Genomic DNA, 21,757 nt, shown 5'->3' with positions numbered 1-21,757 from the left:
CGAGCCCGTCCGAGTGCTGCTGTGGTGCGCCGGACGCGGGGACCTGGACGGTCTGCTCCGCCGGACGGCGTGGGTGTGGACGGCGGCACTGCTCGACTGAGCGCACTCAACTCGCTGAACCTACGCGGTCACAGCACTAGAGTTGCGAAGCCCCTCCGTCGACAGGGAACTCCGTTCCCGTCGAGAAGGTTGCACCGAACGCCAAGTACGCCACGGCGGCAGCCACCTCCTCGGACGACCCCAGCCGCTGCATCGGAATGGAGCTTCGGTGGGTGTCCTTCGTCGCCTCGACGACATCGGCGGGCAGCGCGGAGCGGTCCAGGATGCCCGAGTCGATCGGGCCGGGGCTCACGGCGTTGACGCGCACCTTGCGCGGCAGCAGCTCGCGGGCCAGGGTGCGTGTCATCGACCGCAGGGCTGCCTTGCTCGCCGAGTAGACACTGAGCGCGTCGAGGCCCAGGACGTTCACCACCGACGTGGTGAGAACCACGCCGCTTCCCTCGCGCAACAGCGGCGCCAACGCCTGCACCGTGAAGTACGGGCCCTTGGCGTTGATGCCGAACAGCTCGTCGTACATCTCCTCCGTCGTCGAGTCGAACGGCACGGACGCAGTGACGCCGGCGTTGACGAACAGCGCGTCCACTGCGCCGAACCGCTCCTGGACCGTGTCGGCCAGCGCCTTGATGTCCGTCAGGGACGCGGCGTCGCTACGGACGGCGATCGCCTTGTTCCCCAACTGTTCCAACGCGGTGTCCAGGGAGGAGCGGGTACGGCCTGTGATCAGTACGTGCGCCCCACCGTCCGCGAACAACTGGGCCGTAGACAGGCCGATACCGCTGCTTCCGCCCGTGATCACGATCTTCTTGCCGTCATAAGTGGTCATGCCCTCAAGCCAAATACCCACCCGCACACCATGTCCAAGGCCTGTTCCGTATACCGTCATGCCCCAGGCGTAAGACGGCGCGCGGCGCACCCTGAGCGAATGGACGTCGATCTGCGGCTCGTGCGCTGTTTCACGGTCGTGGCGGAGTACGGCAACTTCGGTCGGGCCGCCACCAAGCTGCGCCTGGCGCAGCCGTCGCCGAGCCGCCAGATCCAGCGACTGGAAGCCCATCTCGGTGTCCGGCTTTTCGACCGCTCGCCGCAGGGCAGCAGCCTCACCGACGCCGGTCAGGCCTTTCTTCCCAGAACGGGATACTGCTCCACGGGGCCGAGCAAGCCGCTTACACGGCCAGAGCCGCCGTCCAGCCCCGTACCATCGCTGTCGGCTGCGCCGAAGGACTGAGAGGGCGTTTTCTCCGTAACCGTCCTATATTCATCGTATCTGTACGGGCGTTCCGAGGTCCCGTTCGAGTTTGCGGGCCAGGCTGCCCAGCGGGCGGTGCGTACAGTCGACGGCGTCCACGACGAGGGTCGCGCCCTTGCTGAGCAGCTCGTGGAACTCCCGGGTCCTGACGGTACGGAACACACGTCCGTCGGAGGAGAGGTGGGTGTGGATCCAGTCCGGCTCGGCGATCTTCTGCCCGTCCTGGTTGAGGCGGATCTGCGCGCTGTCGGGGCTCGCCCGGGAGACGATGTCGCTCAGGACGTCCCAGGAGATGAGGCTGTCGAACCGGTGCTGGTCCCCGTGGAAGAGCGCGGGTTCCACGCCCAGTGTCCGCTGGAGTAATCCCTCGGCCGACGAGGGGTTCACCAGGTCACCAAGACGCATACGGAGCCCGCTCCACCGTGCGTGACCCCTCGACATGGCCGGGGGTGTCGGGCCGGGTGTCGCTGTCCCGGCTGTGGTCCCCGTTGCTGTCGTTGCTGTTGTTGCCGTCCCCTGTCTGGTTCCGGGCTCTGAACACCTCGATGCGTTCGACCGTGAGGAGCAGGCGGCTCCCCGGTGCGACTCGAACCTCAGCTCCGCTCATGCGCCGCCACTTCTCCGCTGGCCGCCACGCTGCCCTCCAGGTTCGGGGAGCGCCGCCACGTCGACAAGGCCGAATTCGGAACACGGTGCGGCGGAGTGGCCACCCGACCAGGAGCAGCGGCCCGAAGAGCCAGGGTCATGCGGCAGGTAGCGCCACTGCACCCCGGTGCGGTCCACATACAAGATCGCGTTCATGATCTCGCGCAGGTCGACGTGCGGCGCCGCGACGGTGGTTTCCGCTCGGCCCGGGCCCGGGTGGGGGCACCGCCGCCTGTCGAAGGACTACGAGTACTCGCGTGTCTGCTCGGAGAATGCCATCTGCCTCGCCATGGCCATGCTCCTGGTACGTCGCCTCGCCAGATGGGCCCGCCGACTGGCTTTTCAGGCGCCCTCCAGCCGTACGGCCGTACAGCCCTCCGGCCTGAACACGGGGCCTGATCCGACCGGCCCCGCGCCCCACCGGAACCGTCATCCGGCGGGGCGCGGTCCGTCGGCGCGAGGCGCGCTGGGCCGCGCGCTGTCCCGGTGCGGCCTCCCGCGAGACGGACGGTGTGCGGGGGCCGGGGGGCACGGAAGGGCCGAGGGGGCTCTGGTGTGCGGGCGGGGGAGCCGCTACGTTCCCAGTGAGGCATCGGAGCGCCGGGTTCCGCTGTGCGGACGGCGTTCTCGTGCCGTCCGTCACCAAGAAGCCCCCCGCCCCCCGGAGCCGACATGTCCAGAAGACGCTCGTCCTTATCCGGCCTGCTGCTCGCCCTCGCGCTGCTGCTGTTCTCGCCCGCCGCCACCGCGGCCCCCGCCCCGGCCCCCGCCCCCGCCACCGCAACCGAAGCGGCCGACACCGGCCGCGTGCCGCTCGCCGAGGTCACCGCGACCACCACGCAGGTCGCCTCGGGGCTGCGGCGCCCCACCGCCGTCGTCGCCCCCGACGACGGCACGGACCGGCTGTTCGTCGTCGAGAAGCCCGGCCGGGTCCGCGTCTACCACCCGGAGACGGGACTCGCCGAGGAACCGCTGCTCGACCTCACCTCGCGCATCGACTCCTCCGCGAACGAACGCGGGCTGCTGGGCATCGCGCTCGCACCCGACTTCGCCGAGAGCCAGGAGCTGTACCTCGCGTACACCGCGCTGCCCGACGGCGCCGTGACCCTCGCCCGCCAGCGGCTCGACGGCAGCGACCCGGAGGTGCTGCTCAGTCAGGAGCACGCCGAGTACGGGAACCACAACGGCGGCCAGCTCGCCTTCGGGCCCGACGGATACCTGTACTGGGCCATCGGCGACGGCGGCGGCTCCGGCGACCCGTTCCGCAGCGGCCAGCGCCTCGACACCCTGCTCGGCAAGATCCTCCGCCTGGACGTCAGCCGCTCCTGCGGCGACCTCGCCTACTGCGTCCCCGAGGACAACCCCTTCGTCGGCAAGGAGGGCGCCCGCGGCGAGATCTGGCTGTACGGAGTGCGCAACCCCTGGCGGTTCTCCTTCGACCGCGCGGACGGCTCGCTGTGGATCGGCGACGTCGGGCAGGGCCGCTGGGAGGAGATCGACCACCTCGCGCGCGGCGAGGGCGGCAAGAACCTCGGCTGGTCCTGCTACGAGGGGTGGGAGGTCTTCGACGAGACCCACTGCCTCCCCGGCGAGAAGCACACCGCACCGGTCTTCACCTACTCCCCGTACACCGGCGGCTGCTCGGTGATCGGCGGAACCGTGTACCGGGGCAAGGAGTACGCGGACCTCGTGGGCGGCACCTACCTCGCCACCGACTACTGCTCCAACACCGTGTGGGCGCTGCGCTCGGACGGTGAGGGCGGCTACGAACAGGCCGAGATCGGGGAGATGCCCACCCAGGTCACCTCGTTCGGCGCCACGGTGGACGGCGAGCTGTACGTCGTCAACGACCTGCCAGGCGGCCTGCACCGCGTCTCCTTCGACAAGCGCACCAGCACCTGCCGGGTCGCGTACTCGGGGAACGCCTGGGGCACGGGTCTGAAGGGCGAGCTCACCCTCACCAACACCGGCACCACGCCGGTCAGCAACTGGCAGCTCGCCTTCAACGTCGCGGGCGGTCAGAGCGTCAGCTCGGGCTGGGGCGCCACCTTCACCCAGCAGGGCAACGCCGTGACCGCGGACGGGGCCTCGTACAACGGGACGATCGAGCCAGGGGAGAGCGTCGAGCTCGGCTATCTGGCCGGTCACGCCGGAAACACCTCACCGCCGACGGGCTTCGCCCTGAACGGCGGCAACTGCGTCGTCGCCGACTGACGGCCGAGGTCCGTGACGCCTCACCCGCTGGTCCGGCGCCGGATCAGCGGGTGAAGGCGACGGAGGCCGCCAGGTCCTTCTGGGCTTCGAGCGCGCCGAGCCGTTCGGTGAGCGCGGAGTGGACGGCCTCGTAGGTGTCGGAGCCGAGCGCCAGGCGCAGTGGCGGGTCCGGGTGCCGGGTGGTCCCGTGGATGACGGCGGCGAGCTTGGCCGGGTCGCCGGTGAAGACGCTCTCGTCGGCCGACGACAGGAAGCGTCGCGTGCGGCCCACGGCGTTGTCGCGGTATGCGTCCGTCTCGACGGTGTAGCGCAGGGCCGGGCCGAAGCCGGTGCGGGTGGCGCCCGGCTGGACCAGGGTGAGGTGGATGCCGAAGCCGGAGACCTCGCGGCTGACGCTCTCGGTGAAGCCCTCCAGCCCCCACTTGCCCGCGTGGTAGGCGCTGTGCGTGGGGCTGCCGACCTGGCCGCCCATGCTGGAGATCTGGATGATCCGGCCGCCGCCCTGCTCGCGCATCGGCTTGAGGAACGCGCGGGTGATGAGCATCGGGGCGAGCAGCAGGACCTCTATCTGGTCGCGGATCTGCTCGACGGTCATCTCTTCGGCGGCGCCCACGACCGCGTATCCGGCGTTGTTGACCACGACATCCACCCGTCCCGCGCCGAGGGTCCTGCCGATCACCTCGTCGACGTCGGCGGGCCGGGCGACATCGAGGATCTCGACGGTCAGCCGGTCGCCGTACGTCTCGCGCAGGCCGTCCAGAGCCCCCGCGTCGCGGACCGTGGCGGTGACGTGGTCGCCGTGCCGCAGGGCGTGCTCGGTGAGGTGGCGGCCCAGGCCGCCGGAGGCCCCGGTGATGAACCAGTGGCGCACTCCCTGCCCGGCGGGGGAGGAGGCGGGGGCGGAGGCAGGACTGGACATGGGGGCTCCCGGAGTAGAGTGGTAACGGAACGCGTTCCGGTTAGAGGTTAAGCGGAACACGTTCCGGAAAGCAATCGAGGACAGGCACCGGAGGAACCCCATGCCCGCCACCCCCCGTCGGACCAGGAGCGACGCGCTCCAGAACCGGGAACGCCTCCTGGAGGTCGCCGCGCAGGTCTTCGCCGACGAGGGGCTGGAGACCGCGCCCGCGGCCATCGCCAAGCGGGCGGGCGTCGGCATCGGCACGCTCTACCGGCACTTCCCGACGAGGGAAGCCCTCATCGACGCCGCCTACCGCCACCAGCTCACCAGCGTGTGCGCGAGGGCGGCCGATCTCCTCGCCGAGCACCCGGCAGCCGAGGCCACCCGGAAGTGGATGGAGCACTTCCTCGACTACGCCACGGCCAAGATCGGCATGTCCGCCGCGCTCAACGCGGTCATCGCCTCCGGCGTCGACCCGTACGCCGACAGTCGCGCACTCCTGACCGATGCCGTCGAAGCGCTCCTCAAGGCCGGTGCGCGGGACGGCAGTCTGCGCGGCGACGTCACCTCCGACGACGTCCTGTTCCTCATGGGCGGCGTCGCCTACTCCGTGCAGTACGGCACACGCGACCAGGCCCGTCGGCTCGTCGGCCTGCTCATGGACGCGCTGACGAAGGAACCGAAGGACCCGAAGGACCCGAAGGATCCGGAGAACCCGGAGAGCCCGGCCGCGAGCTGACGCCGGGCCGCCCGGCCCGTCCCCGGTCGGGCGGCCCGCGCCGACGGCCTCCCTCAGCCGCTCCGGCGGGCGTCGAGCCGCGCGTTGAGACGGGCGGCCTGGCGCGTCAGATGCCCGCGTTCGGCGAGGTCCGGCGCCTTGTGGGCCGCCTCGGCGTACAGCCGTGCCGCCTTCGCCTCGTCGCCGTCGCGCTCGTGGAGGTAGGCGGCCACGGCGGTGTGGCGGGGCAGGGAATCGTCCAGCCCCGCGAGCGCCGCCAGCCCCGCGCGCGGCCCGTCGGCCTCCCCGACGGCCACGGCGCGGTTGAGCCGGACGACGGGACTGCCGGTCAGCCGCACCAGCTCGTCGTACCATTCGACGATCTGCACCCAGTCCGTCTCCTCCGCGGTGAGCGCGTCGGCGTGGAGCGCCGCGATGGCGGCCTGGGCCTGGAACTCGCCCAGCCGGTCGCGGGCGAGGGCCGCCTGGAGGATCGCGACACCCTCGGCGACCGACTCCGTGTCCCACCGCGCGCGGTCCTGCTCGGCGAGCGGCACCAGACTGCCGTCGGACGCGGTACGGGCGGCGCGCCTGGCGTGGTGGAGCAGCATGAGGGCCAGCAGCCCCGCCACCTCTGGGTGGTCGATCGAGGCGGCGAGCTGCCGGGTGAGCCGGATGGCCTCGGCGGCGAGGTCGATGTCGCCCGAGTAGCCCTCGTTGAAGACCAGATACAGGACGCGCAGCACGGTGGCGACGTCGCCGGGCTGGTCGAACCGCACTTTGGAGACGGTGCGCTTGGCCCGGCTGATGCGCTGCGCCATCGTCGCCTCCGGCACGAGGTACGCCTGGGCGATCTGACGAGTGGTCAGTCCGCCCACGGCACGCAGCGTGAGCGCGACAGCGGACGACGGCGTCAGCGACGGGTGGGCGCACAGGAAGTAGAGCTGGAGCGTGTCGTCCACCGTGGGCGGGGGCCCCGGCGCCGGCTCCTCGTCGACGAGGTCCTCGCGCCGCCGCCGGGCGGCGTCCGCGCGGGTCGCGTCGAGGAACCGGCGCCAGGCCACGGTGACCAGCCAGCCCTTCGGGTCGCGCGGCTCGCCGTCCGGCCAGACGCGGACCGCCTCGACCAGCGCGTCCTGCACGGCGTCCTCGGCCGCCGCGAAGTCGGCTCCGCGGCGGACGAGGATTCCGAGCACGCCCGGCGTGAGGCTCCGGAGCAGGGCCTCGTTCATCGGCGCGGTCACTCCGTGATGGTGGGCGACACGCCGTAGAACGGACGCAACTCCAGCCACTCGTGGATCGGCTTCCCGCCCGCACCGGGCGCTGCCGACAGCTCCCCGGCCAGCTCGACGGCGCGCTCGTAGCTGTCGACGTCGATCACCATCCAGCCCGCGATGAGGTCCTTGGTCTCGGCGAACGGGCCGTCGGTGACCGGCGGACGGCCCTCACCGTCGTACCGGACCCACGCCCCCTCGGGGGCGAGCGCCTGACCGTCGACGAACTCGCCAGTTTCCTCCAGCTTGACGGCGAAGTCCTTCATGTACTTCATGTGGGCCGAGATCTCCTCGGGCGTCCACTTGTCCATCGGCACGTTGTTGGCCGGAGCCGGGGCGCCGCGGTAGTGCTTGAGCAGCAGGTACTTGGCCATGGTGATTCTCCTCGGTGCTGGTGCGCCCCATTGTGGTCGCGTTCACCATGGAGACGGAGCCGATCGAGGGTTCTCGACATCGGCGTCCGGGATTTCCTGAGAAATCTTCCCGGGGCTGTCCGAGCGGCTGTTCACGAGGCCGTTCAAGTGGCCGCTCCTTCCTCCTGCGCGCGGTTGCGCAGGAGGAGAGCCACCCGGCTACGGAACGGGCGCCAGGCGTCGGCGATCCGGGCGAGCCGGCCGGGGGAGGCGGCGGTCATGGTCAGGCTCCGTGGACGGTCAGGACGTAGCCCTCGGGGCCGACGAAGGAGAACATCGGGCCGAACGGGCTGTCCCTGAGCGGGGTCAGGACCTCGACGCCCGCCTCGGTGAGCTGGTCGCGCAGGCCCTGGGCGTCGGGGGTGGAGAACCAGAGCGCGACGCCCAGGCCGGGGCGCCCCGCGTCGAGGTCGGTGCCGGGCAGCGGCTCGCGCACGGCGAACGGGGTGGGCTTGGTGTCGAAGACGACCGCGCCGGGGGGCGAGGCGGGGGTGCGGCGCAGCCCGAGGTGCTTCTCGCAGAAGGCGGCCGCCGCCTCCAGGTCACGCACCTGGAGGGCGACGAAGTCGGGGCCGTCGATGCTGATCGTCATGGGTTCTCCTCGGGTCACCGGCAGTGTGGGCCAGTAGTTGATGTCAGGACTTTGACATCACCGACGGTAGGCCCGGTGCTCCTGGATGTCAAAATGCTGACATGGAGAACGACAGGAGAGCCGAACCGCCGCACCCCGCCAAGGACGTGACGGAACACGTGGGATACCGCCTCAAGCGCGCGCACGCGGCGCTGCGCGGCGCCATGGACAAGGCGCTGCGCGAGCACGGTCTGACCGTCCCGCAGTACTCCTGCCTGGAGGTCCTCGCCCTGCGGCCCGACATGTCCAACGCCGAACTCGCCCGCGCCACCTTCGTCACCCGGCAGTCCATGAACGTCGTGCTGCGCGGACTCCAGGAGGCGGGCCTGATCCGCCGCCCCGACACCGTCGACCACGGCCGGGCGCGGCCCGCCCGCCTCACCGACGAGGGGTGGCGCAGACTCGGCGACGCGCAGGCGGCCGTCTACGCCGTCGAGGCGCGCATGGTCCAGGCCGTCCCCGGCGGGCGCCTGGCCGACCTCCTCGCGGACTTCGACCGCATCGCGCGCGCCCTGGAGGAGTGAGGCGGCGGGGCGTGCCTCTCGTGAGGTGCCCCGCTTGATAGGCAAGTCGCTACTTGCCTATGGTGGCGGTCATGGCGGAGGATGTCTTCAAGGCGCTGGCCGACCCCACCCGTCGGCGCATCCTCGACGAGCTGGCGGAGCGGGACGGCCAGAGTCTGTTCGAGATATGCGCGCGGCTGGTGTCCAAGCACGGCCTGTCCCTGTCCCGTCAGGGCATCAGCCAGCATCTGGCCGTACTGGAATCCGCGGGGCTGGTCGTCGTGCGGCGCCAGGGCCGCTACAAGTTCCACGATCTGAACACCGGGCCGCTCGAGCACATCGTGACCCGATGGCTCAGACCGCCCGGCACCCACGAACCCCCCGAGGCACCGGAGAGCACCCCATGAGAATCCACCTCACCAGCGTCTTCGTCGACGACCAGGAGAAGGCCCTGCGCTTCTACACCGACATGCTGGGCTTCGTGAAGAAGCACGACGTCCCGCTGGGCACCGACAGGTGGCTGACCGTGGTCTCGCCCGAGGACCCCGAAGGGACCGAACTGCTGCTGGAGCCCTCGGGCCACCCCGCCGCGCAGGCGTACAAGACGGCACTGGCCGAGGACGGCATCCCGGTCACCTCCTTCGCCGTGGACGACGTACGCGCCGAGTTCGACCGGCTGCGTGCGCTCGGGGTGGCCTTCACCCAGGACCCGCTGGAGATGGACACGGCCACCACCGCCGTCCTCGACGACACCTGCGGCAACCTGATCCAGATCGTGCACGTCAAGTAGGCACACCGGGCGCTTGGCGCTGGGCCCTCGCTAGGAGCCGTCCTCCTCGCGCAGTGCCCGGAAGAACGCCCGCACATCGCCGGTCAGCAGGTCCGGCTGCTCCATGGCCGGGAAGTGCCCGCCCCTGTCGTACTCCGTCCACCGCACGATGTTGTTCGTACGGTCCGCGATGTGCCGCAGCGGGATGTAGTTGTCCCACGGGAAGTCGGCGAGTGCGGTCGGCGCGGTGGACGGCTCGGGCGGGGCACCCCAGTAGTGTGCGTGTGCGCGCTCGTAGTAGATGCGCGCCGACGATCCGGCCGTGCCGGTCAGCCAGTACAGCATCACGTTCGTCAGCATCCGGTCCCGGTCGACGGCGTCCTCCGGGCGGTCCCGTGAGTCGGTCCAGTCCTTGAACTTCTCGACGATCCAGGCCAGTTGGCCCACCGGTGAGTCGGTCAGGCCGTACGCGAGCGTCTGCGGCCGGGTGGACTGGATGTCCGCGTAACCCTGACGGTCGCGGCTCCACTCCTGGAAGCGTTTCCAGGAGGCCAGTGTGCGGCGGCGCTCGTGCGGGGTCAGTGTGTCCAGCAACCGCGCGTCGGGCTCCCGCGTCATGGCCGCGTTCGGCAGCAGGTTCAGGTGCACGCCGATGACCTCGTCCGGCAGCGTACGGCCCATCTCCCGCGAGATGCCCGCTCCCCAGTCGCCGCCCTGTACCCCGTACCGGGGGTAGCCGAGGCGCTCCATCAGCTCGGCGAACGCGGCGGCCACCCGCTGCGGTTCCCAGCCCTGCTCGCGCGTCGGCCCTGAGAACCCGAAGCCGGGGATGCTCGGCAGCACGAGGTGGAACGCGTCGGCCGGGTCGCCGCCGTGTGCGCGCGGGTCGGTGAGCGGGCCCGCGATGCCGGTGAACTCGACGATCGAGCCCGGCCAGCCGTGCGTCATGAGCAACGGGGTGGCGTCCGGTTCCGGTGACCGGATGTGCGCGAAGTGGACGTGTGCCCCGTCGATCGTGGTGGTGAACTGCGGCCACTCGTTCAGCTCGGCCTCGGCGGCACGCCAGTCGTACTCGTACCGCCAGTACCGCACGAGTTCCTTGAGGTAGCCGCGGGGGATCCCGTACGCCCAGCCGACGCCGGGGAGTTCGTCGGGCCAGCGGGTGCGGTCCAGGCGCGCGTGCAGGTCGTCCAGCTCGTCCTGCGGGATGCTGACGCGGAAGGGGCGGATGCTCTCGTCGGACATCGTGATCATGCCTGCGCATGCTACGTCCGTCCGCGCTCACCACGGCGTTTGCCGACGGGCCGTGTCGGCCGGCGGGAGCCGCGGCCTGCCGCGCCCCGTCCCTGCCCCTGCTCCTGCTGCCCTGTCACGTCAGGCTGCCCGCGAGCGGGTTCGCCGGGCCGCCCCCGCCCTGGCCGCCGGGCGCGGGGCCACCGGCTGCGGGGCCCGCGGCGACAGCGGTGTCGATCGCCGCCTTGATCTTGTTGTGCACCTCGTGGTGGAGGTAGGAGAACTCCGCCTCGGTGATGGTGCCGCGGTCGGCGTCCATGATCTGACGGTGGACGTCTGCCACGGGCCGGTCGGTGTCGGGGGTGGCCAGGGGCACGATGGAGATGTGGTAGCTGATCCAGCGCGCCTTGAGCGGTTCCGACACCGACGGCAGGGTGGTGGCCGGGTTGGTCTGTTCGGGAGCCGGTTCCATCTGGGCCTGTACGCGCATCTGGATGCCGTAGCCGTACCAGCGCAGCCGTGTGACGTGCCGCCGCAGCGCCGTCTCCATGGCGAGCTGCTCGGTGTTGACGGCGTTGGAACCGATCACCAGGTTCTGCCAGATGTCGGGGCCGTTGTCCCCGTCACCGATCAGATGGCACCACTCGTACGCCGCGAGCACGCCTGGCGCGCCGCCCATCCCGGGCCCCATCCACTGGTGTGCCTGTGTGTTCCCCATCGCCTTGGCGGTGCTCCGGCCCCCGTCCCTCCGGTCCACCTCCGGCGGGACCGAGACGGCCGTGGCGTTCCGCTTGGGGTCCGGCAGGGCGTCGAACTCCCCCGCCCCCAGGAACTGACGGTTGTCCGTCCTGAACCTCGGGTCCTGCCTCTGCGGCACGTAGTAGAGGAACGGCTGACTGTCCGCGTGGGGGAGGAGACGGTGCTCGTCGAAGTCGTCGTCGGTCGTGAGGAGTTCCGTGTCCGGGTCCAGACCGTGGCCGTCCGCCAGTTTCTCGGCCTGCTGCCGGTCGAAACCGCCCGCCGCGGCCCAGTAGACCGGGTTGTGGGCCCACCTGTCGCCGAAGGCGTACGTTCTGCCCTGCGACCTGCCCTGGGAGCCCCGGAGGACCCAGGAGCGGATCTCGAAGGGCGCGTTCAGATCGATGAGGCTCGGGTTGCCGTGCGAGGCGCCCTGGGGATCGTTGACCAGCTCCACCTCGTAGGTGAAGAACGAGGAGCGGAACTTGGCCCTGATGCTGGTCTGCGGCTGGGCCCGACGGCCCCGAGCCGGCGGTGGTGCCCAGTCCTTCGGCGTGCGGAGGATTTCGATCTCCCTGGCCCTCGGCCGGCCCACACGGGCCGTGTCCGGCTTGTCGGGGGCCGTCCCGTCCTCACCGAACTCCTCGGCGGGCACGGACAGGAACGCCAGGGAGTACCCCGCCTTGTTGAACTGTTCCTCGGCGGGGCTGGTCACGCGCTGGACCACGGGCGTGCCGGTGGTGGGTGCGGCATCCCGTCGCCGGGCCCGGGCCTGGAGCATCCGCGTGACCGCCGCGTTGCCCATGCTGCGCTGCAAGGCCGGGACCGACGCGGGGGAGGGTGCGGCGTCCGGCTCTTGGGCGACGTCCGGCCCGTGGATGACCTCAGGTGCACGGGTGGTGGCGGGACGGCGAGGGCTCGGTGCCGCGCCGGACCGCTCCTGGCCGACAGCCTCACCCGACTCGTGCGCACGCATCCGGAACCTCTCCGCGGGGGCGACAGGTGGCCCGTCATGCATACGGCATGGCGCGCCGACGGCGGTAGGGGCGGGCGGGCAGTGTCGCTGCCCTCCCGGGCGGGCACCTCGCGCACGGTGTGCGCGTACAGGCGGTGTCCTCAACAGGTGGCGCGGGCGGGCCGGTTGCGGGCAGCATGCGGGGGTGCGGACACATGGAACGGGGACGCCCTCGGGCGCGGACGACGGAGACCCGGTGCTCTCCTACGCCCTGGAGCAGTTGCGGTGGTACGCGCGTACCCGCGACCGCTCGCGGCGGTGGCACTGGTGCGTGGAACTGGGCTCGCTGGCCATGGGGGCGGCCACCGTGGTCGCCGCGGGGCTGCGTGCGCCCTCGCTGTTCACGGCGGCGGTGGCGGGCGCGATGGTCTTCATCGGCGGCTTCCGGCAGGTGTTCCACCACACGGAGCGCTATGTGATCGCTGCCGAGGCGTGGCAGCGGCTGCACACGGCGGTGCGGCGCTATCAGCTTCTCGGTGAGGCGGGGCGGGACGAGGCGGCCCGGCAGCGTCTGCTGGAGCAGGTGGAGGAGGTCTCGGACACCGAGACCCGCCACTGGGCGGCCTTCCGCCGTGGGGCGCCTCCGGCACCGGTACCGGGCCCGACCGGCCCTCCGGCCGCCTGAAGTCGCCCCGTCATGCGTCGCCCTGCCACGTGTCGCCGTGCCAAGGCCTGCCACGGCGGGGCGGGTGTCATGTCACGTCGCCGGGGACGTGGTGGCGATCAGCCGGATCTCCTCGGCGACGAGGCCGGGGTCGGTGAGGGGCACGTAGTGCCCGGACCGGGGAGCGAGCACATGCCTGCCGTGCGCGGACCCGGCCGCGAAGCGGGCGTGCGAGTCGTTGGCGGCGCGGCGTGCGGCCTTGTTCATGCCGCCGCCGGTGAGCGCGCCGGAGATGACGGTGACGGGCACACCGGCCAGCTCGGGCGGGGTGTCGCGGAACGCGGCGAGTTCGTCGAGGAAGGTGCGGGCCTGGGCGCGGTGCGTCTTGACCAGGCCGACGGTGAACCCGTCCCGCTTCATGTCGCGCCGCGCGTCCTCGGGCAGCGGCGCGGCCGTCGAACGGTAGGCGAGACCGAGCAGCCGCAGCCTGGCCAGCAGCAGGTTGACGGCGATGGCCGCGCGTTCGGCCCGCCGGAACATCGGCCCGAACAGCATGTCCGCGCCCTCGTCGGTCGGGTCCACCAGCACCAGGCCGCGGACCCGGTCGAGGCGTCCGGCCGCGGCGAGGCGCACGAGCGGGCCGCCCGCGCTGTGTCCGACGAGTATGTACGGTCCGGGCCCGAAGTGGTCGAGCAGATCGTGGAGGTCGTCCGCCATGCGGCGCATCGTGCGCGAGACCGGGTCGGCGGGGCTGCGGCCGAGACCGGCGCGGTCGTAGACGACGGCCCGCGTCCAGGTGCCCACGAGCGGCTGCACCAGCGCCCAGGAGGAACGGGTGGCGGCGGCGCCCGCTTCGAAGACGACGGTCGGTGTGCCGGTGTCCGGGGGGCCTGGCAGCACCAGGGCGTGCAGCGTGCGCCCGTCGCGCGTGGGCACCCACTCCGTGCGGCCCTGAACATGCGCTGCCCCGCCGGCAGTTGAGGCCATACGCCGATCCCCTCCCCCTCGTGCGGCCACCGTGCCGACCGCCTGCCCCCGGAGAAGTAAGGGTAACCTAAGTTGGCTTACGTGTGACGGTGACGACCATGTTGATGACACCGCCCGCGCGGAGCGTCTCAGGCGTCGAACTTGCGGTACGAGGGGTCGAGGTCGCGGGTCTCGGCGGAGACGTGCAGGGCGATGCCCTCCGGCCGTACGTGCTGACGAGCCACTTCCAGCACCGCTTCGGTCAGCCGGGCCTTGGTCTCGTCGGTGCGTCCGGCGAGCAGGCCGATCGCGACGTGGAGGACCGCGTGCCCCTCGGCGTCGTGGCCGACGGCCGTGAACGCGCTGGGACGGAACTGTGTCTTGCACGCCTCGGGCTTGGCCGACGCGATCTCGATCACGGCGGTGTGCAGGTCCTTGGCGAAGGCGGCCTGGTCGAGGACGGGGGTGAGTGCTGCGGAGTGGTCGACGGTGATCTGCGGCATGAGGACTCCTCGTGAGGCGGGGATCAGGGCTCGGGGGCTCGGTACCGGGGACTCGTGGCGAGGGTATCCGCCCCGAGCCGCAGCTCAGGGGCGGATACCCGAGGGGGCGGGTCAGCCGCTCGTCGTGTTCGTCGTGCCCGTCGTGTTCGTCACGTCCGTCGCGTTCACGGTGCCCGTCGTGGACCGGTTCTCCTCGTCCGCCGCGCGGGCCGACGGCTTCCCGTCAGCGGGGCGCGGGCCGGGGGAGCGGTGCCACAGGGGCGGCAGCTTCCGGGTGACGAGGTAGACCAGCGCCGCGACGGCGAAGCCGACGTAGTAGGACAGCTCGCCCCACTCGGGATGGCTCGCCGCGACGAAGCCGGTGTAGACGTGCGACTTCCAGAAGGGCACCGCGGCCAGGGCGCCCGCGACCCAGGCGACGAAGCCCCATTCGAAGAGGCGGTTGCGGTCGAACAGCTCAGGGATGCGCGAGCGGTCCTTGCGCGGCCCGACGTAGTAGTCCATGAGCAGGACCGCCACGTAGGGGGCGATGAAGTAGGCGGTGAGGTTGAGGAACACCTCGAAGGACGTGTAGATGCCGTCGGCCGCCCAGAGGCTGACACCGAGCGCGGCGACACAGATGAGGGTGACACATGTGCTGCGGCGGAAGGGCAGGCCCAGGGTCTGGAGCGAGATGGCGCCGCCGTAGACGTTGAGGAAGTTCTGGGAGAAGGACGACAGGAGGATGGCGAGCATCGCCGGGACCGCCCACGGCCCGGTCAGCTCCTTGAGCGCGACGATGGGATCCGTCGCGTCGGAGGCACCCGCGAGGACGGCGCCGGTCACACCCAGCCAGGAGAGGGTGAGGAAGTTGCCGAGCGCGGTGAGCACACCGGCGCGGCGGCTGATGTGGGGTGTGGAGGGGAGATAGCGGGAGTAGTCGGAGGCGAAGGGGAGCCAGGCGATGAGGAAGGCGAGGAAGTGCCCGGCGAGGGTCACCCAGCCGCCGGTGGGTCCCGTGTAGCCGGAGGCCGACGGGTCGGCTTCGAGGAAGGAGCTGCCACGCTGGAGCGAAACGGCCGTGACCAGCACGAAGAGCGCCAGCAGGACGAAGGTGAGGATCCGCTCCAGGTAGTGGATCATGTTGTAGCCGAAGACGGCGACAGTGAGCTGGAGCGCCGCCAGGATGACCGCGCAGATCCAGAAGGGGACGCCGATCAGTACGCCGAGAGCCTTGCCCCCGAGGATGATGGTGACGGCGGCCCAGCCGACACCCGCGAAGACGTTGATGTAGGCCACGGGCAGCAGGTTGCCGATGAACCCGAGGGGCCCTCGGGCCTGCATCTGCTGAGGAACACCCAGGTGGACGCCCATGCGGGACAGCACGCCCATCGCGACGGCACCCACGAGGGCCCCGGTCACGATGGCCGTCACCGCGGCGGTCATGGACAGGCCGAGGGACGCGGCGCTGAACCCGAGCAGCATGATGGGGAAGTTCAGCCCGGCGGCGAACCAGATGAAGAACTGGGAACTGGGTTTGCCGTGGCGTTCGGCGTCGGGAATGTGGTCGATGCCATAGGGCTCGACCTGGGCGATGTTGTCCCGGTAACCGAGATCGGGTGGTTGCGCTGCGTCGGGCAGACCCGTGGACACGGGGTTCATGTGCGGCTCCCTGGAGGATGTGATGAGGGTGTTGCATACCAGTCGGAAAAGTGCGGCGGGTACGCGCGAGCGAGTGTGGGCGACCGCGATTTTCGGCCCGTACTGCGGCTATCAGCCAAGAGTCTACGGATCTTTCAGCGGTCGACGGTCATCGCCTTGACGCGCGGGAAGGTGCTCTCTAGCTTGTTGTGCCATGCCAGATACTTCAGCTACCAGGTCGGCCTTCCGTAAGCAGCCCCTGGGGGGCACGAGCGTCCGCAGCCGCGTCATCAGCGAGCTGCGCGGCCGGATCATCTCGGGCGAGCTGGCTCCCGGGACGAGTCTTTCGGAGATCGTGCTCTCGGAGGCGTTCGGGGTGAGCCGTACGCCGGTGCGCGAGGCGCTCAAGCAGTTGCAGACGGAGGGACTGGTGGTGATCCGCCCCCGGGTGGGCACGTTCGTCTCGGCACCTTCCCGGCGCGAGATCACCGAGCTGTTCCAGATGAAGGAGCTGCTGGAGGGTGCGGCGGCCCGGCTGCTGGCCCAGCGCGGCCGGGTTCCCGAGCTGGCGCAGTTGGAGGAGAACCTGGAGCGTGCCGACGCGGCCGTGGCGAAGGGCGATCAGGACCAGTACGCCCAACTCGTCCACGAGTTCCACGACTTGGTGATGCGCGGAGCCGACAACGCCAAGCTCGCCGAGCACTACAGGACGCTGATGAACCAGCTCGCCTACCACCGTCTCGTGCACACCTCGCTCTCACAGCCGGGCCGCCCGACCCGCTCGGAGTCCGAGCACCACCACGTGCTCGAACTCGTCCAGGCCAAGGACGGCGAGGGGGCCGAGCGCGTGATGCGCGAGCACGTACGGGCCAGCCACCGGGCGCTCATGAACAGCCTCGACACGCAGTCCTCCGACTCCGACGGCGCCGCCACGCCGGACACACCGTCATGAGCCGGTCGCACCGTCATGGCCCGTCATGACCCACCATGAGTCCGTCATGGGCCCGTCATGAGCGCAAGACGAAAGGGTCCTCGGCCGGACCCTCGTCCGTGTTGATCCACACGCTCTTGAGACGGGTGTACTCACGCATGGCCTCGGTGCCGTGCTCGATGCCCATGCCGCTGGACTTGAAGCCCGAGCGCGGCGACATGGGCGACATCGAGCGGTAGGTGTTCACCCACACCGTCCCCGCGTCCAGCCGTGCGGACACCCGGTGGGCGCGCGCGAGATCGCGCGTCCACACCCCGGCGGCGAGCCCGTACTCCGTGCCGTTGGCCAGCCCGATCAGCTCGTCCTCGGTGTCGAACGGCATGACGGCCACCACGGGGCCGAAGATCTCCTCCTGGCACAGGCGCATGCTGTTGACCGCGTCGACGAAGACCGTCGGCTGGAAGAAGTAGCCCTCGGCCAGGCCCGGTCCGGCGTCCGGACGCTGCCCGCCCGCCGTGACACGTGCGCCCTCGGAGCGCCCGAGGCGCACATACTCCTCGACCCGGTCGCGCTGGCTCTCGATCGCCAGCGGCCCCAGTTGTGTCTCAGGGAGCAGGGGGTCCCCGAGCCGGATGGCCCCGGCCCTGGCCGACACCCGCTCGACCACCTCGTCGTAGACGGCACGCTGCGCGAAGACGCGGCTGCCCGCGACGCAGGTCTGCCCCGCGGCGGCGAACACACCGGCCACGATGCCCGTGGACGCGTTGGCCACGTCCGCGTCGTCGAAGACGATGTTGGGCGACTTGCCGCCCAGCTCAAGGGTGGTGCGCACGAAGCGGGAGGCACAGCTCGCGGCGATCCGGGAGCCGGTCCCGGTGCTTCCGGTGAAGGAGACCTTGGCGACCTTCGGGTGCTCGACCAGGGCCGCGCCGGCCTCGTCGCCGTACCCGGTCACCACATTGACCACCCCGGGAGGGAAGCCCGCCTTCTCGAAGAGCGGCACCAGTTGCAGGAGGGAGGCGCTGGTGTGCTCCGACGGCTTGACGACCACCGTGTTGCCGGCGGCCAGCGCCGGGGCGATCTTGGTGGCCGTCAGCAGCAGCGGGGAGTTCCAGGGGGTGATGGCCACGACCACCCCGAGCGGTTCGCGCACGGTGTAGTTGAGGATCTCCCTGCGCGCGGCCGGGACGGTCTCGCCGTGCGGCTTGTCCGCCAGGCCCGCGTAGAAGTGGAAGTACTCCGGCAGGCTGGCCAGTTGGGCGCGCATCTCGGTCAGCAGCTTGCCGTTGTCGAGGGTCTCGGTGCGGGCGAGTTCCTCGGCGTGCTCACCGATCAGCTCCGCGAAGCGGCGCAGCAGCGCGCCGCGCCGGGGCTGGGGCAGGTCCCGCCAGGCCGGGTTCTCGAAGGCCGTGGCCGCGGCGTCCACGGCACGCCGGGCGTCCTCCGCGTTCCCGCGCGCGCTCTCGTACCAGACCCGGCCCGTCGCGGGGTTGGTGCTGGGGAGGTAGGCGCCGTCGGTGGGAGGCACCCAGGCGCCGTCGATGTAGTGGTCATGGCGTGGCGGTGCCGTCGGCACGGTCCACCTCCGTGGTGTGTCGGATGATTTCGTTCGACAAGGTCTCTGGTGCTTCCAGTGGCAGCAGATGGCGGGCGCCCGCGACGAAGGCGTACCGGGCGCCGGGGACGGCCTCCGCGAGCCGCCGCGTCATCCGGGGCGTGGAGCCGGGGTCCTCGCTCCCGGTGACGGCGAGGGTGGGCGCGCCGATGCCGCCCAGCCGGGGCCACAGTTCGGCGTCGGCGTGCGCGAACACCTCGTAGCAGGCCAGATAGGAGGCGCGGTCCTGGCCCAGGAGCGTCTCCCTGACCCGCTCGGCCAGCCGCGGTTCCCGCGCCCGCCACGGCGGGGCGAACCAGCGGCCGAGTGCCGCGTCGGCGGAGGCGGTGAAGTCCTCGCGTGCCGCGTCCAGCCGCCGCAGCACGGACTCGCGCTCTTCGGCGGAGCGCCGCGCCACGGAGCTGACGACGGTCAGCGAGGCCACCGAACGCGGCGCCAGCAGTGCGGCCTCGGTGGCGACCAGCGCGCCGAGCGAGAAGCCGACGAGGTGGGCCGGACGGTCGGTCAGCGCCAGTACGTCGCGCGCCATGTCCGCGAGCGTCAGCCCGGGAGCGGCGGCGGGCGAGGCGCCGTGGCCCCGCAGATCCACCGCGCGGACCCGGTGCCGCGCTGCCAGAGCGGGCAGGATGCGCTCCCACATGTGCCGGTCGAGGCCGACGCCGTGCAGCAGTACGAGGGGTGTGCCCCGGCCGTGGTCCTCGTAGGCGAGTGTGGCGACCGGCGCGCCTTCGGCCGCTCGTGTCTCCCCGGCCGTACCAGTGGCCGTGCCGGTCGTCGGCCCGCCGCTCACTGCTCGCTCGCCAGGGGCGCCAGGCGGGCCTGGGGCCGTCCCTGGGCCGCCGCGGCGAGCGCGATGACGATCTCGTCGGCGCGGGGCGCGTCGGGTATGCGGACCTCCACGCTCTGGTGGTGCGAGCGGACGGTGGCGTCGGTGATGTGCTTGAGCGGGATGTCGAAGACGGTGCCGGCCGAGGCCACCTTCTCCAGTGCGGGCAGCAGTGTGGTGGCGGAGGCGGCCTCGCGGAAGTGGTCGCCGAACTTGAGGGTGTGGATGAGCCCCGAGCCGTGCTCGACCTCGCCGTTCAGCCCGACGACGGCCGCCTTGCCGTACGCCTCGACCGGCTGCCCCAGCGCCTTGACCACCAACGGGGCCAGCAGCGCGCCCAGTCGGGGTGCCACCTCGTCGATGCCGGGCGCCAGGTCGCGCACGAAGCCCCGGCCCGCCCACGGGTTGTCGATGACGGCCGCGACGACGGCGGTGCGCGCGGCGGGCGATACGGGCTCGCCGCCCTCGGTGTGCACCTCGTCGATCAGGGTGAGGGTCTTGCGGAGGTTCATCGCTGTCCTTCCAGGGCGTGCGCGGTGTTCGCGTCCTGCGGGGCGTTCACGGTGTTGAGGGTGTGCAGGGTGTGCAGGGTGACCGCGGGGTCGGTGCGGCGGTCGCCGATGCGGGCGTTGGGCCGTGGTCCGGTGGCCGCCGCCGCGGTGACGACGAGTTCGTCGGGCCGTGGCCCGTCGGGCACCCGGATCTGCGTGGTGGCGTAGTGCGAGCGGGTGGCGGCCTCCGTCTTGTGCCACATGGGTACCGTCACAGTGGCGCCCGCCGGGGAGCGCTCCTCGCTGAAGGCGATGATCGAGGTGCCGTCGAGCAGCTCGCGCAGGATGTTCCCGAAGTACGGGGTGTGGATGAGCGCGTCGCCGTGCTCGGCCTCGCCGTCCAGGCCCACCAGCGCCGCCTTGCCGAAGGACGCGATGGACTCCGCACCGCCGAGCATGGCGGTGAGCCGGTCGGCGATCTCCCTGGCCAGGACGGGGGCCAGCTCCTCGACCTCGGGCTGTAGGTCCTCGACGATGCCGCGTCCCGCCCACGGATTGCGCACGGCGATGGCCACCGCACCGCGCCGTACGGGCTGGTGCACGGCGGTGCCCAGTTCGCCGGTCAGCTCCTCGCAGGAGGAGACCACCCGGCGGATGCCGCTCACGGACGGTCCCCCTCGCCGGAGAACCGGGGGAGCACCTTCTCGGAGAACAGCTCCAGGCTGCGCATGGCGTGCTTGTGCGGCAGGCCCGGGTGGGTGGTCCACAGCATCAGGTGCTCCAGGCCCACTTCGTCGCGCAGCTCCTCGATCTTGCCCGCCACATGCTCGGGCGTGCCGACGAGCAGGTTGCGCTCGTCCAGGAAGTCGAAGCTCAACTCGTGCTGTGGGCCCAGCTCTTCACCGGCCTCCATCAGGTTCGACAGACCGCGCCAGTGCGTCACCCACTGGTAGGTCTGCATGAGCGCGTGCTCGAACTCGGCGCGGGCCTGCTCCATGGTGTCGGCCACGTACACGTCGCGTACGAGGGCCAAGCCCTCACCGGGGGCGTACGGGCGCCCGGACGCCTCGGACGCCGTGCGCTGGTACAGCGCGAAACGCTCCTTGAGCGCGGAGACCGGCGGCAGCCAGAAGATGCCCTGGATGCCCTGCCGCGCCGAGGACTCGATGGACCGTGGCGAGTCGATGACCTGCCACAGCGGAGGGTGCGGGCGTTGGTACGGCTGCGGCACCACCTTCAGCTTGTCGATGACACCGTCGGTGGTGAACTCCTCCGTGGCCGGTGACAGCGGGTGGTCCCACCGCACCCCTGGCTCGGGGAACCGGAAGAAGCGGCCGTGGTGGTCGAAGAACTCCCCGGACCACGCCTTGCGCATGACCTCCATCGTCTCCTCGAACAGGGCCCGGTTCTGCTCCTGGTCGCGCGGGTCGGCCGCCGGGTTGAGGTTCACCGCCTCTCGCCCGTAGAGACCGCGTCCGACGCCGACCTCGACCCGTCCGCCCGAGAGCTGGTCCAGCAGGGCGAGGTCCTCGGCGAGGCGCAGCGGGTGCCAGAACGTCGCGATGCTCGCCGCCTGGCCGATGCGCAGCCGCTCCGTGCGTGCGGCGATGTCGGCGCCCATCAGCACCGGGTTGGGCGTCAGCTCCTGGCCCTCGTGGCCGAAGTGGTGCTCGGTGTACCAGGCGGACCAGAAACCGGCCTGCTCCGCCGCGACCGCGTACTCGCGGGCCTCCCGCATCAGGCGGTGGTAGTCGCCGAGCTGCCCGGGGGCCCCGAGCGCGTGAAAGATCGAAAAACGCATCAATCTGCCTCTCATCCATGCGGACTAGGCCGTCTCTTGC

General features: G+C 71.2%; 24 protein-coding genes and 2 pseudogenes. 8 read left to right on the top strand and 18 right to left on the bottom strand.

Going from position 1 to position 21,757, the window contains the following annotated elements; translation table 11 throughout:
* Positions 1-136 precede the first annotated feature (136 nt).
* Entirely contained in the window at positions 137-883 is a 747-nt protein-coding gene (locus ACWGJ2_RS02695; RefSeq protein ID WP_453344104.1) for an SDR family oxidoreductase, read from the bottom strand.
* A gap of 99 nt (positions 884-982) precedes the next feature.
* On the opposite strand from ACWGJ2_RS02695, the pseudogene ACWGJ2_RS02690 reads away from it, so the two are divergent.
* Positions 983-1,284 (top strand): annotated as a pseudogene (locus ACWGJ2_RS02690) (LysR family transcriptional regulator); the annotation flags it as partial.
* A gap of 31 nt (positions 1,285-1,315) precedes the next feature.
* Here the strand turns inward: ACWGJ2_RS02690 and ACWGJ2_RS02685 are convergent.
* The 3 genes and pseudogenes from ACWGJ2_RS02685 to ACWGJ2_RS02675 all read right to left on the bottom strand — a co-directional run.
* Entirely contained in the window at positions 1,316-1,711 is a 396-nt protein-coding gene (locus ACWGJ2_RS02685; protein WP_453344103.1) for a hypothetical protein, read from the bottom strand.
* Positions 1,698-1,913: a hypothetical protein gene (locus ACWGJ2_RS02680; RefSeq protein WP_453344102.1), complete on the bottom strand. Its 216-nt coding sequence runs from the start codon at positions 1,911-1,913 to the stop codon at positions 1,698-1,700. Before ACWGJ2_RS02680 ends, ACWGJ2_RS02685 begins: the two co-directional genes overlap by 14 nt.
* Before the next feature lie 128 nt (positions 1,914-2,041).
* A pseudogene (locus ACWGJ2_RS02675) lies at positions 2,042-2,163 on the bottom strand (transposase); the annotation flags it as partial.
* A 460-nt stretch (positions 2,164-2,623) separates the two neighbouring features.
* Between ACWGJ2_RS02675 and ACWGJ2_RS02670 the strand changes: the two are divergent.
* On the top strand, positions 2,624-4,165 hold the full coding sequence (locus ACWGJ2_RS02670) for a PQQ-dependent sugar dehydrogenase (protein WP_453344101.1): 1,542 nt from the start codon (positions 2,624-2,626) through the stop codon (positions 4,163-4,165).
* Between the two features lie 43 nt (positions 4,166-4,208).
* On the opposite strand, the gene ACWGJ2_RS02665 is transcribed toward ACWGJ2_RS02670, so the two are convergent.
* Positions 4,209-5,084: an SDR family oxidoreductase gene (locus ACWGJ2_RS02665; protein WP_453344100.1), complete on the bottom strand. Its 876-nt coding sequence runs from the start codon at positions 5,082-5,084 to the stop codon at positions 4,209-4,211.
* 100 nt (positions 5,085-5,184) lie between these two features.
* Here ACWGJ2_RS02665 and ACWGJ2_RS02660 point away from each other — a divergent pair, with 100 nt between their 5' ends.
* On the top strand, positions 5,185-5,805 hold the full coding sequence (locus ACWGJ2_RS02660) for a TetR/AcrR family transcriptional regulator (RefSeq protein WP_453344099.1): 621 nt from the start codon (positions 5,185-5,187) through the stop codon (positions 5,803-5,805).
* Positions 5,806-5,858: 53 nt separating this feature from the next.
* Here ACWGJ2_RS02660 and ACWGJ2_RS02655 read toward each other — a convergent pair whose 3' ends face one another.
* The 3 genes from ACWGJ2_RS02655 to ACWGJ2_RS02645 all read right to left on the bottom strand — a co-directional run bounded on the left by ACWGJ2_RS02655 (position 5,859) and on the right by ACWGJ2_RS02645 (position 8,063).
* The gene (locus ACWGJ2_RS02655) at positions 5,859-7,016 is read right to left on the bottom strand and encodes an RNA polymerase sigma factor (RefSeq protein WP_453344208.1); all 1,158 of its coding nucleotides are present in this window, start codon (positions 7,014-7,016) and stop codon (positions 5,859-5,861) included.
* 8 nt (positions 7,017-7,024) lie between these two features.
* A complete protein-coding gene (locus ACWGJ2_RS02650) occupies positions 7,025-7,432 on the bottom strand; it encodes a YciI family protein (RefSeq protein WP_453344098.1) in 408 nt (135 codons plus the stop codon).
* A gap of 262 nt (positions 7,433-7,694) precedes the next feature.
* Positions 7,695-8,063 (bottom strand): VOC family protein, encoded by a 369-nt coding sequence (locus ACWGJ2_RS02645; RefSeq protein WP_453344097.1) that lies wholly within the window; start codon positions 8,061-8,063, stop codon positions 7,695-7,697.
* A gap of 101 nt (positions 8,064-8,164) precedes the next feature.
* Between ACWGJ2_RS02645 and ACWGJ2_RS02640 the strand changes: the two genes are divergently transcribed.
* The 3 genes from ACWGJ2_RS02640 to ACWGJ2_RS02630 all read left to right on the top strand — a co-directional run bounded on the left by ACWGJ2_RS02640 (position 8,165) and on the right by ACWGJ2_RS02630 (position 9,395).
* On the top strand, positions 8,165-8,626 hold the full coding sequence (locus tag ACWGJ2_RS02640; protein ID WP_453344096.1) for a MarR family winged helix-turn-helix transcriptional regulator: 462 nt from the start codon (positions 8,165-8,167) through the stop codon (positions 8,624-8,626).
* A 71-nt stretch (positions 8,627-8,697) separates the two neighbouring features.
* Positions 8,698-9,012 (top strand): ArsR/SmtB family transcription factor, encoded by a 315-nt coding sequence (locus ACWGJ2_RS02635; protein ID WP_453344095.1) that lies wholly within the window; start codon positions 8,698-8,700, stop codon positions 9,010-9,012.
* Positions 9,009-9,395 carry a VOC family protein gene (locus ACWGJ2_RS02630; protein WP_453344094.1) on the top strand — a complete coding sequence of 129 codons (387 nt, stop codon included), beginning with the start codon at positions 9,009-9,011 and terminating at the stop codon, positions 9,393-9,395. The genes ACWGJ2_RS02635 and ACWGJ2_RS02630 overlap by 4 nt, the downstream gene beginning before the upstream one ends.
* A gap of 30 nt (positions 9,396-9,425) precedes the next feature.
* Here the strand turns inward: ACWGJ2_RS02630 and ACWGJ2_RS02625 are convergent, their stop codons facing one another.
* Positions 9,426-10,628 (bottom strand): epoxide hydrolase family protein, encoded by a 1,203-nt coding sequence (locus tag ACWGJ2_RS02625; RefSeq protein ID WP_453344093.1) that lies wholly within the window; start codon positions 10,626-10,628, stop codon positions 9,426-9,428.
* A gap of 115 nt (positions 10,629-10,743) precedes the next feature.
* Positions 10,744-12,321 carry a hypothetical protein gene (locus tag ACWGJ2_RS02620; RefSeq protein WP_453344092.1) on the bottom strand — a complete coding sequence of 526 codons (1,578 nt, stop codon included), beginning with the start codon at positions 12,319-12,321 and terminating at the stop codon, positions 10,744-10,746.
* A 184-nt stretch (positions 12,322-12,505) separates the two neighbouring features.
* Here ACWGJ2_RS02620 and ACWGJ2_RS02615 point away from each other — a divergent pair, with 184 nt between their 5' ends.
* The gene (locus ACWGJ2_RS02615; protein ID WP_453344091.1) at positions 12,506-12,985 is read left to right on the top strand and encodes a DUF4231 domain-containing protein; all 480 of its coding nucleotides are present in this window, start codon (positions 12,506-12,508) and stop codon (positions 12,983-12,985) included.
* Positions 12,986-13,057: 72 nt separating this feature from the next.
* Here the strand turns inward: ACWGJ2_RS02615 and ACWGJ2_RS02610 are convergent, their stop codons facing one another.
* The 3 genes from ACWGJ2_RS02610 to ACWGJ2_RS02600 form a co-directional block, all read right to left on the bottom strand.
* Positions 13,058-13,951 carry an alpha/beta fold hydrolase gene (locus tag ACWGJ2_RS02610; RefSeq protein WP_453344090.1) on the bottom strand — a complete coding sequence of 298 codons (894 nt, stop codon included), beginning with the start codon at positions 13,949-13,951 and terminating at the stop codon, positions 13,058-13,060.
* Positions 13,952-14,079: 128 nt separating this feature from the next.
* Positions 14,080-14,433, bottom strand: a complete 354-nt coding sequence (locus ACWGJ2_RS02605) for a 5-carboxymethyl-2-hydroxymuconate Delta-isomerase (RefSeq protein WP_453344089.1) — start codon at positions 14,431-14,433, stop codon at positions 14,080-14,082.
* 111 nt (positions 14,434-14,544) lie between these two features.
* Positions 14,545-16,074: a purine-cytosine permease family protein gene (locus ACWGJ2_RS02600; RefSeq protein WP_453344088.1), complete on the bottom strand. Its 1,530-nt coding sequence runs from the start codon at positions 16,072-16,074 to the stop codon at positions 14,545-14,547.
* 193 nt (positions 16,075-16,267) lie between these two features.
* On the opposite strand from ACWGJ2_RS02600, the gene ACWGJ2_RS02595 reads away from it, so the two are divergent.
* On the top strand, positions 16,268-17,005 hold the full coding sequence (locus ACWGJ2_RS02595) for a GntR family transcriptional regulator (protein WP_453344087.1): 738 nt from the start codon (positions 16,268-16,270) through the stop codon (positions 17,003-17,005).
* A 55-nt stretch (positions 17,006-17,060) separates the two neighbouring features.
* Here ACWGJ2_RS02595 and ACWGJ2_RS02590 read toward each other — a convergent pair whose 3' ends face one another.
* Genes ACWGJ2_RS02590 through ACWGJ2_RS02570 form a run of 5 tightly spaced genes read right to left on the bottom strand, consistent with a single transcriptional unit; the run spans position 17,061 to position 21,717 of the window.
* On the bottom strand, positions 17,061-18,560 hold the full coding sequence (locus ACWGJ2_RS02590; protein WP_453344086.1) for an aldehyde dehydrogenase: 1,500 nt from the start codon (positions 18,558-18,560) through the stop codon (positions 17,061-17,063).
* Complete coding sequence (locus ACWGJ2_RS02585) at positions 18,535-19,389, bottom strand: alpha/beta fold hydrolase (RefSeq protein ID WP_453344085.1); 855 nt, start codon at positions 19,387-19,389, stop codon at positions 18,535-18,537. Before ACWGJ2_RS02585 ends, ACWGJ2_RS02590 begins: the two co-directional genes overlap by 26 nt.
* Positions 19,386-19,937: an amino acid synthesis family protein gene (locus tag ACWGJ2_RS02580; RefSeq protein ID WP_453344084.1), complete on the bottom strand. Its 552-nt coding sequence runs from the start codon at positions 19,935-19,937 to the stop codon at positions 19,386-19,388. The genes ACWGJ2_RS02585 and ACWGJ2_RS02580 overlap by 4 nt, the downstream gene beginning before the upstream one ends.
* The gene (locus ACWGJ2_RS02575) at positions 19,934-20,581 is read right to left on the bottom strand and encodes an amino acid synthesis family protein (protein WP_453344083.1); all 648 of its coding nucleotides are present in this window, start codon (positions 20,579-20,581) and stop codon (positions 19,934-19,936) included. Before ACWGJ2_RS02575 ends, ACWGJ2_RS02580 begins: the two co-directional genes overlap by 4 nt.
* On the bottom strand, positions 20,578-21,717 hold the full coding sequence (locus ACWGJ2_RS02570; protein WP_453344082.1) for an LLM class flavin-dependent oxidoreductase: 1,140 nt from the start codon (positions 21,715-21,717) through the stop codon (positions 20,578-20,580). The genes ACWGJ2_RS02575 and ACWGJ2_RS02570 overlap by 4 nt, the downstream gene beginning before the upstream one ends.
* Positions 21,718-21,757: the final 40 nt, after the last annotated feature.

The organism is Streptomyces sp. NPDC054796 (genome assembly GCF_053611545.1).
This window is presented reverse-complemented; position numbering and strand designations above follow the sequence as displayed.